At 63.8% G+C, this 14,913-nt stretch carries 13 protein-coding genes; 3 read left to right on the forward strand and 10 right to left on the reverse strand.

The annotated features are described in order from the left end of the window. Complete coding sequence (gene rapZ / locus F6X62_RS03180; RefSeq protein WP_063543167.1) at positions 1–855, forward strand: RNase adapter RapZ; 855 nt, start codon at positions 1–3, stop codon at positions 853–855. A gap of 20 nt (positions 856–875) precedes the next feature. Beyond that, complete coding sequence (locus F6X62_RS03185) at positions 876–1,148, forward strand: HPr family phosphocarrier protein (RefSeq protein WP_054894385.1); 273 nt, start codon at positions 876–878, stop codon at positions 1,146–1,148. A gap of 34 nt (positions 1,149–1,182) precedes the next feature. Here the strand turns inward: F6X62_RS03185 and F6X62_RS03190 are convergent, their stop codons facing one another. From F6X62_RS03190 to pmbA, 6 genes are all read right to left on the reverse strand, one after another. Next, complete coding sequence (locus tag F6X62_RS03190; protein WP_063543165.1) at positions 1,183–2,076, reverse strand: ZIP family metal transporter; 894 nt, start codon at positions 2,074–2,076, stop codon at positions 1,183–1,185. Between the two features lie 11 nt (positions 2,077–2,087). Further along, complete coding sequence (locus tag F6X62_RS03195) at positions 2,088–2,699, reverse strand: superoxide dismutase (protein ID WP_063543163.1); 612 nt, start codon at positions 2,697–2,699, stop codon at positions 2,088–2,090. 1 nt (position 2,700) lies between these two features. Then, entirely contained in the window at positions 2,701–3,162 is a 462-nt protein-coding gene (locus F6X62_RS03200; protein ID WP_153772672.1) for a hypothetical protein, read from the reverse strand. A gap of 28 nt (positions 3,163–3,190) precedes the next feature. Further along, positions 3,191–4,567, reverse strand: a complete 1,377-nt coding sequence (locus F6X62_RS03205; RefSeq protein WP_153772673.1) for a lyase family protein — start codon at positions 4,565–4,567, stop codon at positions 3,191–3,193. Continuing rightward, positions 4,560–4,961 (reverse strand): FagA protein, encoded by a 402-nt coding sequence (locus F6X62_RS03210; protein WP_082421003.1) that lies wholly within the window; start codon positions 4,959–4,961, stop codon positions 4,560–4,562. The genes F6X62_RS03205 and F6X62_RS03210 overlap by 8 nt, the downstream gene beginning before the upstream one ends. Before the next feature lie 132 nt (positions 4,962–5,093). Then, entirely contained in the window at positions 5,094–6,440 is a 1,347-nt protein-coding gene (gene pmbA, locus F6X62_RS03215; protein ID WP_125930677.1) for a metalloprotease PmbA, read from the reverse strand. Positions 6,441–6,549: 109 nt separating this feature from the next. Between pmbA and yjgA the strand changes: the two genes are divergently transcribed. Next, a complete protein-coding gene (gene yjgA, locus F6X62_RS03220) occupies positions 6,550–7,071 on the forward strand; it encodes a ribosome biogenesis factor YjgA (protein ID WP_054894391.1) in 522 nt (173 codons plus the stop codon). 140 nt (positions 7,072–7,211) lie between these two features. Here the strand turns inward: yjgA and tldD are convergent, their stop codons facing one another. From tldD to rng, 4 genes are all read right to left on the reverse strand, one after another. Then, a complete protein-coding gene (gene tldD, locus F6X62_RS03225; RefSeq protein ID WP_054894392.1) occupies positions 7,212–8,651 on the reverse strand; it encodes a metalloprotease TldD in 1,440 nt (479 codons plus the stop codon). Positions 8,652–8,653: 2 nt separating this feature from the next. Next, positions 8,654–9,505, reverse strand: coding sequence for a carbon-nitrogen hydrolase family protein (locus F6X62_RS03230; RefSeq protein ID WP_054894393.1), 852 nt, complete (start codon positions 9,503–9,505; stop codon positions 8,654–8,656). Between the two features lie 8 nt (positions 9,506–9,513). After that, positions 9,514–13,335 carry a YhdP family protein gene (locus F6X62_RS03235; RefSeq protein WP_153772674.1) on the reverse strand — a complete coding sequence of 1,274 codons (3,822 nt, stop codon included), beginning with the start codon at positions 13,333–13,335 and terminating at the stop codon, positions 9,514–9,516. A gap of 73 nt (positions 13,336–13,408) precedes the next feature. Next, positions 13,409–14,866, reverse strand: coding sequence for a ribonuclease G (gene rng, locus F6X62_RS03240; protein ID WP_054894395.1), 1,458 nt, complete (start codon positions 14,864–14,866; stop codon positions 13,409–13,411). Positions 14,867–14,913: the final 47 nt, after the last annotated feature.

Raw genomic sequence — 14,913 nt, forward strand, 5'->3', positions numbered from 1 at the left:
ATGCGCCTGATCATCGTCAGCGGCCGGTCCGGCTCCGGCAAGAGCACCGCGCTCGATGTGCTGGAAGACAACGGCTACTACTGCATCGACAACCTGCCCGCCGGGTTGCTGCCGCAGTTGGCGGAAAACGCGCTGATCAATACCGAACTGATGCAACCCAAGGTCGCCGTGTCCATCGATGCGCGCAACCTGCCGAGCCATCTGTCGCGCTTCCCCGAATTGCTCGAGGACGCTCGCGCACGTCACATCCAGTGTGACGTGCTGTACCTGGACGCCGACGAGGACACGCTGCTCAAGCGGTTCTCCGAAACCCGCCGTCGCCACCCGCTGACCAACGCGGACCGTTCGCTCGCCGAAGCGATCCGCGTAGAAAGCGAACTGCTCGGCCCCATCGCCGACCTCGCCGACCTCAAGATCGATACCACCAGCCTTAATCTTTACCAGCTGCGTGACTCGATCAAGCTGCGCCTGCTCAACCAGCCTGAACCCGGCACCGCTTTTCTCGTCGAATCCTTCGGTTTCAAACGCGGCATGCCGGTGGACGCCGATCTGGTGTTCGACGTGCGCTGCCTGCCAAACCCTTACTGGAAACCCGAGTTGCGCGAGCACTCTGGCCTTGAAGCGCCAGTGATCGAGTACCTGGCAGCACAACCGGACGTCGAGGAAATGTTCCAGGACATCTCCAGCTACCTGTTGAAGTGGCTACCGCGCTTTGCCGCCAGCAACCGCGCCTACGTCACCATCGCCATCGGCTGCACCGGCGGACACCACCGCTCTGTCTATATCACCGAGCGCCTCGGACAACTGCTGCAGCAAACCCTGAAAAACGTCCAGGTCCGTCACCGCGACCTCTAACCCACAGGATCCACCCCACGATGCCCGCCCGCGAAATCACCATCATCAACAAGCTGGGCCTGCACGCCCGGGCGGCAGCCAAGTTCGTCGGCGTGGCCGGGAAGTTCCCCTGCCAGGTTCGGGTCGGGCGAGCCCCCGACAAGCTGGTGGACGGCAAGAGCATCATGGCAGTGATGATGCTGGCCGCGGGCAAAGGCACCCAAGTGCACCTGCATACCGAAGGCGAGCAGGACAACGACGCACTGGATGCCCTGGTGGCGCTGATCAACAATTATTTCGACGAAGGCGAGTAAACTCCCGCCCCGTCCCGCCCTTCGCCTGACAACCTCAGGACATCGCAGTGTCCATCACCATCATCAGGCAGAAGCCGATGCATAACCCCAGGCTTGCCAGGCGATGATTGCCATTGCTGCGTGACTCGGGAATGATTTCCTGGGTCACCACCAGCAACATCGCTCCTGCCGCACACGCAAGCCCAAGCGGTAGCAGCAGCTCGGCAACATTCACCAGCCAGGCACAGATCACCGCCGCTACCGGCTCCACCAGCCCGGATGCAGCACCGATGAGGAAGGCCTTGAACCGCGACATCCCAGCCCCTGCCAACACCAACGCGATCACCAGCCCCTCCGGCACGTCCTGCAGGGCAATGCCCATGGCGAGGCTGTCGGCGTCTGGCATGCCGCCGCCAGCGGAAACACCAATGGCCATGCCTTCCGGGATGTTGTGCGCGATGATCGCGGCTACGAACAGCCAGATCCGCGCAGCGATCACCGGCTGATTGCCTTGCCCGACCATGGACTCCGGCGAAACCCCGGAGATTCTCAAGTCGACCAGGAACAGGCACAGCGCCCCGAACAACAACCCGGCACTGACCAGGCCACCGGCGCCCCAAGGGCTGAAGCCAATGGACTGAGCCGCATCAAGGCCCGGGATGATCAGAGAGAACGCGGTGGCTGCCAACATCACCCCGGCACCGAAGCCAAGCAAGGTGTCAGCCACCGCCACCGGCATGTTGCGGATCACCAGCACCGGGACCGCGCCCAGCGCCGTGCCCAGTGCGCACAATGCACCGCCTTCAAGCGCACGTAACATGCGCGGCTCCAGGTCCAACCAGGCGATGCCCCGCGCCACCAACAGCGCGGTGCCGACAAGCAACAGCAAAGTCCCAAGCGCCAGTCGGAACAGGCGCACACTGCTGACAGACATCACCTCGGAGCGCATGACAGATCGACTCACTTCAGGGCTTCAAGGTAGCGACGCTCAACTTCCGTCCAATCGACGACGTTGTAGAAGGCACCGATGTATTCCGGACGACGGTTCTGGTACTTCAGGTAGTAAGCGTGCTCCCACACGTCCAACCCCAGGATCGGTGTGTTGCCGTGCATCAGCGGGCTGTCCTGGTTGCCGCTGCTCTCCACCACCAGCGTCTTGGCCGGGGTCACGCTGAGCCAGGCCCAACCACTGCCGAAACGGGTCAGCGCGGCCTTGGTGAACGCCTCCTTGAACGCCTCGAAGCCGCCGAGCTGCGTATCGATGGCCTGGGCGACCTGCCCCTGGGGTTGACCACCGCCCTTGGGTGACATCACGGTCCAGAACAACGCATGGTTGGCGTGGCCGCCGCCCTGGTTGATCACCGCTCCTTGCAGCTTTTCGGGCAACTGCTTGACCGCGCCGACCAGCTTGTCGATCGGCCATTCGGCCCACTCGGTCCCTTCGATGGCGGCGTTGAGGTTGTTCACATAGGTCTGGTGGTGCTTGCTGTGGTGAATCTCCATGGTCTGGGTATCGATGTGCGGCTCCAGCGCATCGTAGGCGTAAGGCAGTGCAGGCAAGGTGTGGGGCATGTCAGTGAATTCCGTATGCAGGTGAACGGTGGGTGGCATCCGGCCGGGCAGCCAGTTCGCTCGCTTCAGGTGCATGGCGATTGAGCAAGCGCTCGGTGCGTGGGTACTGGCCGTATTCGGCGATAAAGCTCAACAGCTCGGTGTAGGTACGCCCGCTGTGGCGCAACGCGGCATCACGCAGGGCCTGGGGCAGGCGCGACTCCTGACTGGCCTGGAGCAGCCGCTGATGGGCCGCACACAGGTAATCGGCGCTTTCGTGGGGCTGATTCAGGCGCAGGTGCAGGTCAGCCAGGTTGTGGTGGGCGATGACAAAGGCCGCTACCGCCTCGTCAACGTCATGCCAGCGCTCGAACAGCACCTGCGCCAGGGCCAGGGCTTGCAGGTAGTGCTCCCGGGCGTCTACCAGTTCGCCTTGGTCGAACAGGCGATTAGCGGTTTCCGTAGTGCGTTTCCAATGCTGCATGACGTGTCTCCTGGGCGAGGACCGTGGATCAGATACCGCCAGCGGTGAGTTTTTCCGGATCCAGCAGGGCCTCGAGCTGATCACGCGACAAGTCGGTATGCTCCAGCGCCACCTCCACGATCGGGCGACCTTGCTTGTAGGCGGTCTTGGCAATCTCGGCGGCCTTGAGGTAGCCGATGATCGGGTTCAGTGCCGTGACCAGGATCGGATTGCGCGACAGCGCCTCCTTGAGCTTCGGCTCATTGACCTTGAAGCTGGCGATCGCCTTGTCTGCCAGCAGGCGACTGGCGTTGGCCATCAGCTCGATGCTCTCCAGCAGGTTGCGGGCGATCACCGGCAGCATGACATTGAGTTCGAAATTACCCGACTGGCCGGCGACGGCGATGGTCGCGTCGTTGCCGATAACCTGCGCGGCAACCATCGCAGTGGCCTCGGGGATCACCGGGTTGACCTTGCCCGGCATGATCGAGGAGCCCGGTTGCAGCCCCTCGAGCTCGATTTCGCCAAGTCCGGCCAGGGGGCCTGAGTTCATCCAGCGCAGGTCGTTGGCGATCTTCATCAGCGCGACAGCGGTGGTCTTGAGCTGGCCGGACAACGCCACGGCCGTGTCCTGGGAGCCGATCAGGGCGAACAGGTTTTCCCCAGGGGTGAACGGGATACGGGTCAGGTCGCTCAGTTCACGGGCAAAGCCCACGGCGAATTGCGGGTGGGCATTGATCCCGGTGCCGACCGCTGTGCCGCCCTGGGCCAACGCCTGCAGGGCGGGCAAGGTGGCTTCCAGATGCGCTTGAGCACCCTTGATCTGTGCCGCCCAGCCCCCCAGGACCTGGCTCATGCGCACCGGCATGGCATCCATCAGGTGGGTGCGGCCGGTCTTGACGTAACGGTGAACCTCGACAGCCTTGGCCTCGATCACCTGAACCAAATGCCCCAGCGCCGGCAGCAGTTGCTCGTGCAAGGCCAGCGCCGCGCTGACATGAATTGTGGTCGGAATGATGTCGTTGCTGCTCTGACCGCAATTGACATGGTCGTTGGCGTTGATCTTGTCACCTAGCACCCGGCTGGCCAGGGTAGCGATCACCTCGTTGGCGTTCATGTTGGAGCTGGTGCCGGAGCCGGTCTGGAACACGTCCACCGGGAAATGCTGGATGAAGTCCTCGGCCAGCAGTTGCTCGACCGCCTTGACGATGGCACCGCCCTGCTCCGCGCTCAGTTGCTCCAGCGCGATGTTGGCCTTGGCTGCTGCGGCCTTGGCCAACAGCAGTGCCCGAATGAACTGCAGCGGCATGCGCTGGCCGCTGACCGGGAAGTTGTCGACCGCGCGCTGGGTCTGGGCACCATACAGCGCCTGGGCAGGCACCTGCAGTTCGCCCATGCTGTCACGCTCGATACGGGTATTACTCATCATCGGATCCTTGCATCAGTTCATCGGGGGAAATCGAAGGCAGCAACACGCAACTGGCCAGTTGCATCGCATAGGGCTGCCAGCGCTCGTTCTGCTCGCAACGGTCGAGGTTGCGCAGGTCAAGCAGCGGGCGCCAGGCCTGATCAAGGCACTGGCAGCGCCAATGCCAGGGCAACATGCGGTCGCAGGCGGTATCCAGCAGCAGACGGAAGGAGGTCAACGCCACGGTCCAGGGCGAGGTCTCGGTGCAACAGACCAGATAGCGCCCCTCGGCCAGATAGTGTTCGATCAGCCGCGGTTCGTCCGGCTCGAGGGCACAGCGGATGCGCCGACTCAACCAGCGCCAGTTTTCCAGGTAGGGCAATTCGTGGAGGACGGTTTTCATGAACATCATCGCCGGGGTTGCTGGATAATGATATTCATTATTAATTGATAATTAAAATCACTTCAAGGGCGGAGCCACAAACAAAAAAAAACCCGGCGCGATGGCCGGGTCTGTCGTCAAGCGTGGGTCAGCGGTGCGCCGTCAGCTACCGGCGACGGTCATCCGTTCGATCAGCACCGAACCGCTGTGAATATTGCTGCGCGTTTCAATATCGCTGCCAATCGCCACAATCTGCTGGAACATGTCTTTCATATTGCCGGCGATGGTCACTTCCTGGACCGGGAACTGGATTTCACCGTTCTCCACCCAGAAACCCGCAGCGCCACGGGAGTAGTCGCCCGTTACCATGTTAAGGCCATGCCCCATCAGTTCGGTCACCAGCAAGCCGCGCCCCATGCGACGGATCAGTGCAGCCTGGTCTTCGACGCCATGGGTGACGAACAGGTTATGCACCCCGCCTGCGTTGGCGGTGCTGGGCAGTTTGAGCTTGCGACCGGCATAGGTACCCAGGATGTAGGAGACCAGTTCGCCCTTGTCGATGAACGGTTTGGCATAGGTGGCCAGGCCATCGCCGTCGAACGCGGCACTGCCCAGCGCACGTGGAATGTGCGGACGCTCGTCGAGGGTCAGCCAGGTCGGGAACAGACGCTGGCCCAGGGTGCCTTCAAGGAACGACGACTTGCGGTAAAGGTTGCCGCCAGAGATCGCCGACAGGAAGCTACCGAACAACCCGCCAGCCAGTTCCGCAGCGAACAGCACCGGCACCTCGCAGGTCGGCACTGGACGTGCGCCCAGACGGCTGGCGGCACGCTGGGCAGCGCGCTGGCCAATACTGCGCGGGTCGGCCAGCAATTGGCCCTGGCGATTGACGTCGTACCAGTAGTCGCGCTGCATCTGCCCTTCGCCTTCGGCGATCATCACACAGCTCAGGCTGTGGCGCGTCGAGGCGTAGCCACCGATGAAGCCGTGACTGTTGCCATACACCCGCACGCCCTGGTGCGTGTTGAGGGTGGTGCCGTCGGCATTGAGAATACGCTTGTCGGCATCGAAGGCGGCCGCCTCGCACTCCAGGGCCATCTCGATGGCACGCTCGGGCTCGATGTCCCAGTCGTGGTAGAGGTCGAGGTCGGGCATTTCACGCGCCATCAGTGCCGCGTCGGCCAAGCCCGAGCACTCATCCTCTGAGGTGTGCTTGGCAATTGCCAATGCAGCAGCCACTGTTTCGCGAATGGCCTCCGGACCGCTTGCCGAAGTACTGGCCGAGCCCTTGCGCTGGCCCACGTAGAGGGTGATGCCAAAGCCCTGGTCGCGGTTGAACTCGACCGTTTCGACCTCGCGCTGGCGCACGCTGGTGGACAGGCCCTGCTCCAGCGAAACCGCCACCTCGCAGGCACTGGCGCCCTGGCGGCGTGCTTCGGCAACGATCGCCTCGACCTGCTCCTGCAACGCTGGCAGGTCCTTCGGACCTATGCTCTGGACTGCACTCATGGTTTTCTCCACTCAAATTCTGCGTTCGGCGAGGGCCATTCTTCGACCGGGCCGGACAAAGCGGCCCCCGACTGGTTATCATGGCGGCGATTTCCTGCGGACTGCCACCATGGTTGATTCATACGACGACGCCTTCGACGGCGAAAAAAGCAAAACCCAGATCAAGCGCGAGCTGCATGCGCTGGTCGAACTCGGCGAGCGCCTCACCACGCTCAAGCCCGATATCCTCGCGCGCCTGCCACTCACCGACGAGTTGCGCAAAGCACTGGAGGAAGCGTCCAAACACACCGCCCACGGTGCCCGCAAACGCCACATGTCGTTCGTCGGCAAGCTGATGCGCGTACAGGACCTGGATGCCATCCATGCGCTGCTCGAGCAGATAGACAGCTCCACGCGCCAGTACAACGAACGTTTCCACGGCCTCGAGCGCTGGCGCGACCGGTTGATCGACGGCAACGACGAAGACCTCGAGCGCTTCGTCCAGGAGTTCCCCGATACCGATCGCCAGCAACTGCGCTCGCTGATCCGCCATGCCCAGCACGAAAAGGCGCGGAACAAGCCGCCTGCCGCTGCGCGCAAGGTGTTCAAGTACATCCGTGACCTCGACGAGCTGCAACGCGGCCTGCGCTGAGCACCGCCACCGACCGCTTGTAGGCGCGGCATCGCGTCGCGAAAGGGCTGCACGGCAGCCCCGTCTGTGTCGCCGAGATCTCGAGGCCGCCTGGCGGCCTTTGCGCGACACAAGGCCACTCCTGCAGGCAGGGCTTGTCATCAAGCCCCGGTACCGCCCACGGTGATCGCGTCCAGCTTCAGGGTCGGCTGACCAACGCCAACCGGCACCGACTGCCCATCCTTGCCACAGGTACCGACTCCGCTGTCCAGGGCCAGGTCGTTACCGACCATCGACACCCGGCTCATCGCCTCCGGCCCATTGCCGATCAGGGTCGCGCCCTTGACCGGCGCGGTGATCTTGCCGTCTTCGATCAAGTACGCCTCGCTGGTGGAGAACACGAACTTGCCACTGGTAATGTCCACCTGGCCGCCGCCGAGATTGGCACAGTAGATGCCCTTCTTCACCGAGGCGATGATCTCCTGCGGGTCACTCTCGCCGGCACGCATGTAGGTGTTGGTCATGCGCGGCATCGGCAGGTGCGCGTAGGATTCGCGTCGACCATTGCCGGTCACCGCCATACCCATCAGGCGGGCATTGAGCTTGTCCTGCATGTAGCCCTTGAGGATGCCGTTCTCGATCAGCGTGGTGCATTCGGTCGGCGTGCCTTCGTCATCGACGCTCAGCGAACCGCGACGGCCTTCCAGCGTGCCGTCGTCGACGATGGTGCACAGCTTCGACGCCACCGCCTCACCGATCCGCCCGCTGTAGGCCGAGCTGCCTTTGCGGTTGAAATCACCTTCCAGACCGTGGCCGACCGCTTCATGCAGCAGTACGCCCGACCAACCCGGACCGAGCACTACCGGCAGCGTGCCGGCCGGTGCAGGTTGCGCCTCGAGGTTGACCAGCGCTTGGCGCAGCGCCTCGCGGGCATAGCCCATCACCCGCTCTTCGGTGAAGTAGCGGTAGTCGGTACGCCCGCCCCCGCCCTGGCCGCCCCGCTCGCGGCGACCGTTGTGTTCGACGATGACGCTGACGTTGAAACGCACCAGCGGCCGCACATCCGCGGCCAGGCTGCCATCGGCCGCCGCCACCAGGATCCGCTCCCACACGCCCGCCATGCTCACGCTGACCTGCTGGATACGCGGGTCGAGGGCACGAGTGGCGGCATCGACGCGCTTGAGCAGTTCGACTTTCTCGGCGCGGCTCAGGACATCGAGCGGGTTGCCCGGTGCGTACAGGGCGGTCACGTCCTGGCTGCGGAAGGCCTGCACCTTGCCGTTCTGGCCGGCGCGGGAGATCGAGCGGGCGGCGCGCGCCGCTGACGTCAGGGCTTCAAGGTTGATTGCGTTGCTGTAGGCGAAGCCGGTTTTCTCGCCAGACAATGCACGCACGCCGACACCCTGGTCGAGGTTGAAACTGCCTTCCTTGACGATACCGTCTTCCAGTGCCCAGGTTTCCGAGATCTGCCCCTGGAAATACAGGTCGGCAGCGTCGATGCCGGGCCCTGCCAACTCACCCAGCACAGCCTGCAGGCTGTCCAGGGTCAGTCCGCCCGGGGCCAGGAGCTGCTCGCTGACGGTGGATAACATCTGGCTCATAGTCACTCCGAGGTGTGCGCAGGCCGCAAGGCGTCCTGCGAGAAAAAGCGCCGGTGCGAAACGACCGGCATGCGCGCCCGTATGGACGCTTGTTCTTCAGCGTCGCGCTCGGCGAGCAATATCGCTTCGCCATGCGCATGTTCGGCGACGATCCGCCCCCAAGGGTCGACGATCGCCGCATGGCCATGGGTCTCCCGCGGGCCTGGATGGATACCGCCCTGCGCGGCGGCCAGCATGTAGCACTGGGTTTCGATGGCGCGGGCACGGATCAACACTTCCCAATGTGCCGCGCCGGTCACCGCAGTGAACGCCGACGGGGCGCTGATCAGCTCGGCCCCGGCAGCGCGCAGGGCGCTGTAGAGCTCGGGAAAGCGCAAGTCGTAGCACACCGACAAGCCCAGGCGTCCAACCGGCGTATCGGCCACCACCACCTGCGCGCCATGGGCGTAATCGTCCGATTCGCGGTAGCGACCGCGGTTGTCGGCCACGTCCACATCGAACAGGTGCAGCTTGTCGTAACGCGCGGCGATCTCGCCGTGCTCGTCAACCAGCAGCGAGCAGGCATGGGCCTTGGCCTCGGGCTCATCGACCGGCGGCAACGGCAAGGTGCCGGCAACAATCCATAACCTGAGGTCGCGTGCGGCACGTTTCAACCATGGCAGGATCGGGCCTTCGCCAAGCGCCTCGGCGCGACCGATCGCGGCCGCATCGCGCCGCCCCATGGCCGCGAAATTCTCCGGCAGCACCGCCAGCCGTGCACCGCTGTCAGCGGCCTGCTCCAGCAGCACGTGAGCCCGCTGCAGGTTGGCCAGTACGCCGTCCTGGCTGACCATCTGGATCACTGCTGACTTCATGACCACTCCTAGCGCGATTTATCGAAAGGTTTCACAAAGGTGATTTTAGGCTCTTTGACCGGACCTTCGACCCGATAGTGCACGCTGGCGAAGCGCGCGACACGATCGCCGATCAGCCGATCGACAAGGAACAACGCGCCGCCGACCGCAGGTGCCCCGACGATCAGCGCCGCCAACGGCAGGTTGTTGGTGACCGGCAGGGTCACCTGCAGGTTGGCATCGATACGGTCGCGCACAAAGTCGAGGGTGCCATCGAGCTCGAAATTGCTGGAGGGGCCGGTGACAGCGATCGGTTCACGGGTGACATAAACGCCCTCGCTGGCCACCAGCAGGCCCTTGACCCGATCATAGGCCAGCCCCTCGCCGAACAGGTCGGAGAAGTCCAGGCGCAGACGACGACCAATGGAGTTGAAGTTGAGCAGGCCGAACACCCGCAACGCCTGGGCGCTACCCTCGACCTCGACGAACTGGCCGGTGCGCAGCGAGGCATCGAGGCTGCCGGAGAATCGCTTGAGGTTGACCCAGGCCGGCGAACCCGGCCAACGACCATCGACATCCATGCGGAAATCGCGGCTGGTGACCGTGGGCGCGAAGCCCCAGGCCTTGAGCACGTCACCCAGGTCCTTGCCGTCCAGGCGCCCCTTGTACCAACTGTTGGTGCTGCCAGGAACACCTTCCCAGCCGCCGCTGCCGTCGATGTGCAGGCCCTTGAGATTGAGGTCGATGTCGTCCAGCGACACACCACGGGCATTCGGCCGCAGCTTGACCGAGGCGCTGCCGAACAGGTCATCACCGCGATACAACTTGTCGATGCTCAGGTCCAGGACCGGCGCCTTGCGCGGGTCGAAGGTGGCCAGCGGATCAGGCGCATCTTCGGCCTGGGCCTCCTGCGGATCGGCCGGCGGCAGGCGCAAGGTCTGCAGTTTGACCACCATGGGCGCGGCCTTGGCATCCGGGATCCGCGCATTGCCGATCACTTCCTTGCTGTCCAGGCGCAGGTCCCAGGCGCTGGCAACACGAGCCAGACGCACCACTGCCTGGTTGAGGTCGGTGCCGAATGCCTTCAACTGGCCAATGCTCACATCCACGCTCTGCAGGCCCTGTCGTGCGCTGCCACCTGGGTCTTGACCTGCGTATTTGTCCAACTGCTGCTGCCAGGGCTCAAGGTCCAGCGATTCGAGGCGCCCACGCACCCGCAGGCCCTGGCCGCCCGGCACGCTCGCCTCGCCACCGCCGAGCACCAACTCGCCGCGTCCCTGGGCCAGCTTGTCGAGCGAAGCCGCATAGGCCAACCGTGCCACATCAGCGTAGCTCGCATCAAAGCGCCGCTCGGCACCTTGCAGGTTCATGCTGAAGCTGCTGTCGCGTGACTCGCCCGCCGTTTTGCCGAAGGGCGCTGGCAGGTCGATGGTCAGCCCCTTGAGCGACGAGTTGACGCTCAGGCGATTGTCGCGGCTCCCCAGGCTGACCTGAAGTTGATAGGGGATATCGCCCGAGGCCGGGAGTGCCTGCTTGAACTGCAGCCAGTCGGTCAACGACTTGAGCGGCACCTGGCCGGTGGCGTTGATCCGGGTCTGAATCTGGCCACCCTGCCCTTCGGCGAGAATCTGCGCGGTCACCGGCCTGTCGAAGGCCTGGAGGCTGATGCCCTTGCCGCTCAAGCCCTTGTCGAGGTCGAAGGTGAAGTCACCCTTCAAGCGGCTCAGATCGAGTGCCGGCGGCTCCACCTTGAGGCGAGCATCCGAAGTCGAGAAATCCACCAGCACCTTGGGACGCAGACCGTGCTCCAGCGGGATGTCCAACTTGACCTTGCCCTGCAGCGGGCCCTCGCCTTCCCAGCCGGCGAAGATCTCGCCAGTGCCGATCGGTGCCTCTTTCAGAATCTTCAGGCCGTCGCCCAGGCTGCCGTCGAACTCGCCGTCCAGGTACAGGCGGCTATGCTGGTCGCCCTCGACATGGGGGATGTTGACGCTGACATCACTGACCCGGGTGTCGAGCAGCAGACCCTTGCTGGCCTGGATGCGCACACCGGTATCCTCGATGTACACATTGCCGTCCACCTGCTGCACCTGCGGCCAGCCCGGCTGGAAATCGAGCGCTGCGTCATGCACCTTGAAGAACAGGCTGATACTGCGCGAATGCGCCGGGGCGTTGTGGTTCAGCGATCCCTGGTACTGGAAATAGCCCTCGTCGACCGCACCCTTGACGATGGCACTGCGAAGCCACTCATCCAGCGCCGGGCTGAGCACTTCCGGCAGGTACTTGGCCGTGTAGCGGCCATCGCCCTCGGTGAGGCCGACACGCAGGTCCATATAATCGGCCTGCTCTTCGTGGAACCTGAAGCGAATGAGAAAATCGGCGGCGATCTTGCCCTCGTCGCCCAGCACCTTGATGTAGGGCGCGATGAGGGTGAAGCCGTCCTTGTCGAGCGCCCAGGTCAGGCGGGCATTGGCTTTCTGGTAGTGCCAGGGTTTGCCGAAGATGGGGTACAGATGCAGCATGAAGGCATCGGTATCCAGGCGTAGTTCGCCGTGCCCGAGATCGCCGCTGATGCTGCCGCTGACATTGCCGGCTGCGGGCGCTCCGTGATACGCATCGAAACCGATCTTGTCGAGATTGGCGGCGAACTGCAGGCGCTGGTCACCTTCGGCATGGGGACGGATGTCGAGCTGGACGTTACGCAGCGTGCCGGTCACGTTAAGGGCGTCGACGACGGTCATCAGGTTGTCCGGCAGCGGTGCCAGGCCATCGATCAGCGGGGTCAGCGGCGTCAGGTCGAGACGATCGGCCTGGACATGCCACACATCCTCGGTAGCCTCCTGCCCAGGACGCTGGCGCGCTTGCAAATGTGTTTCCCAGCGGGTTTCACCGATACTCGCAGCCAACGAATCGACCACGATCTCGTAGCCCTCCTTGCCCCGGCGCACCCAACTGGTCAGCGCCAGGTTGTCGAGAGTCACGGTCTTGCGCCCGGCATAGGCGCCGCGCAGCTGTGGCGCGTTCAGGCGGGCGACGGCGCGCTGCAAATGACCTTTGTTCCAGTCGATCCAGAATTCGCCCCCCGCACGCAGGGTCTTGGCTCGCCACTGCCCGAGCAGGCTTGGCGGTACCCAGCGCGCCCAATCGCTCTGCGGCAGGCTGACATAGGCCTCCAGGTGTCCGTCGCGCCAGGCGTCGAGGGTGGCGCGGCTGCGCAGGTTCACCGCCAGGGGCTGACCGTCGGGCAGGGTCGCGCGCATCTCCAGGCGCTGGCGCGACGGACCGGCTTGCAAGCCAAGGCTGACATAGGTGAGCGTGACCGAATCACGGCGCCACGGCTGGAAGGTAACCTGGCTGTCGAACACATCGACCCGGCCCAGTTGCTGGAGGCGTTGCAGCAATTGGGCAGGGTCGAGGGGCGCATCGTCTTTCTTCGGCAGGCCTTCAAGGGTCCAGGCACCTTGCTGGTCTTCATGCAGGATCAGTTGCAGGCCGCCGAGCTGGACATGCGCCAACCGCACTTCGCGAGCCTTCAAGCTGGCCCACAGGTCGGGCACCAGCTTGACGTCATCCAGGCGCAAGGCTGCAGAGCCTTCGCCCAATTGCAGGTCGCGCAGCCTGAGCACCGGGGCCAGACCACTCCATCGCCCTTCGAGCGCCCCCACATGCACAGGCAAGCCCAAGGCTTGCTGGGCCTTGTCTTCGAGGTCGGCCCGGTATTCGGCCACCAACGGCACCAGTTGCCGACCGAGGCTGACATACAGTGCCACCAGCACCGCGAGCAAGGCGCACAGCCCCAGCCCCCAACGGGTCAACGCGCCTAGAACGCGGGTCAGACGTTCCATGGCCATTGCCCTCCGAGTCGTCCATTAACTATGGCCGCAAGCGGTGTTTTCGCCACTGGGCGAACGGTTTCAGAACGCGTCAGAGCAGCACCACATCATATTGTTCCTGGGAATACATGGACTCGACCTGGAAGCGAATGGTTCGCCCGATGAAGGCCTCCAGTTCGGCGACGTTGCCTGACTCTTCGTCCAGCAGCCGATCGACTACCTTCTGGTTGGCCAGCACGCGGTAGCCTTCTGCCTGGTAAGCCCGCGCCTCACGAAGAATTTCGCGGAAGATTTCGTAACAAATAGTCTCTGGCGTCTTCAGCTTGCCGCGCCCCTGGCAGGCCAGGCAGGGCTCGCACAGCACCTGCTCGAGGCTTTCACGGGTACGCTTGCGGGTCATCTGTACCAGGCCCAACTCGGTAATGCCGATGATATTGGTCTTGGCATGGTCGCGCTCGAGCTGTTTTTCCAGCGTGCGCAGGACCTGGCGGCGGTGCTCTTCGTCTTCCATGTCGATGAAGTCGATGATGATGATGCCGCCGATGTTGCGCAGGCGAAGCTGTCGCGCAATGGCGGTGGCCGCTTCGAGATTGGTCTTGAAAATGGTCTCTTCGAGGTTGCGATGGCCGACGAAGGCGCCGGTATTGACGTCGATGGTCGTCATCGCCTCGGCAGGATCGACCACCAAGTAGCCCCCGGACTTGAGCGGCACCTTGCGCTCCAGGGCGCGCTGGATCTCGTCCTCGACCCCATAGAGGTCGAAGATCGGCCGCTCGCCGGGATAATGCTCGAGGCGGTCGGCGATTTCGGGCATCAGCTCACCCACGAATTGCGTGGTCTTCTGGAAGGTTTCCCGCGAGTCGATGCGGATCTTCTCGATCTTCGGATTGACCAGGTCGCGCAAGGTGCGCAACGCCAGGCCGAGGTCTTCGTAGATCACGGTCGGCGCACCGCAGGCCTGGATCTGGCTGCCGATCTGCTCCCACAGGCGACGCAGGTAGCGGATGTCCTGGAGGATGTCTTCAGCACGCGCGCCCTCGGCGGCGGTGCGCAGGATGAAGCCACCGGCGTCCTTGATGTTCTCTTGCGCCATCGAGTCGCTGACCACCTGTTTAAGACGGTCACGCTCGGCTTCGTCCTCGATTTTCAGCGAAATGCCGACATGGCTGCTGCGCGGCATGTACACCAGGTAGCGCGACGGGATCGACAACTGGGTGGTCAGGCGCGCGCCCTTGGTGCCGATGGGGTCCTTCGTCACCTGCACCACCAGGGCCTGGCCTTCGTGGACCAGTGCGGTGATGGTCTCGACCGCCGAGCCTTCACGCTGGGAGATCTCCGAGGCGTGGATGAATGCCGCACGTTCCAGACCGATATCGATGAAGGCGGCCTGCATGCCGGGCAGCACACGCACCACCTTGCCCTTGTAGATATTACCGACGATGCCACGGCGCTGGGTGCGCTCGACATGCACCTCCTGCAGCACTCCGTTCTCCACCACTGCCACGCGTGACTCCATCGGCGTGATGTTGATCAGGATCTCTTCACTCATGGCAGGCTCTCGTCAAAGGTCTTCGGTAATGATGGATCGCTGTCGGG

The organism is Pseudomonas sp. MNR3A (genome assembly GCF_009650575.1).
In the GTDB taxonomy this organism is placed as follows: Bacteria; Pseudomonadota; Gammaproteobacteria; order Pseudomonadales; family Pseudomonadaceae; genus Aquipseudomonas; species Aquipseudomonas machongensis.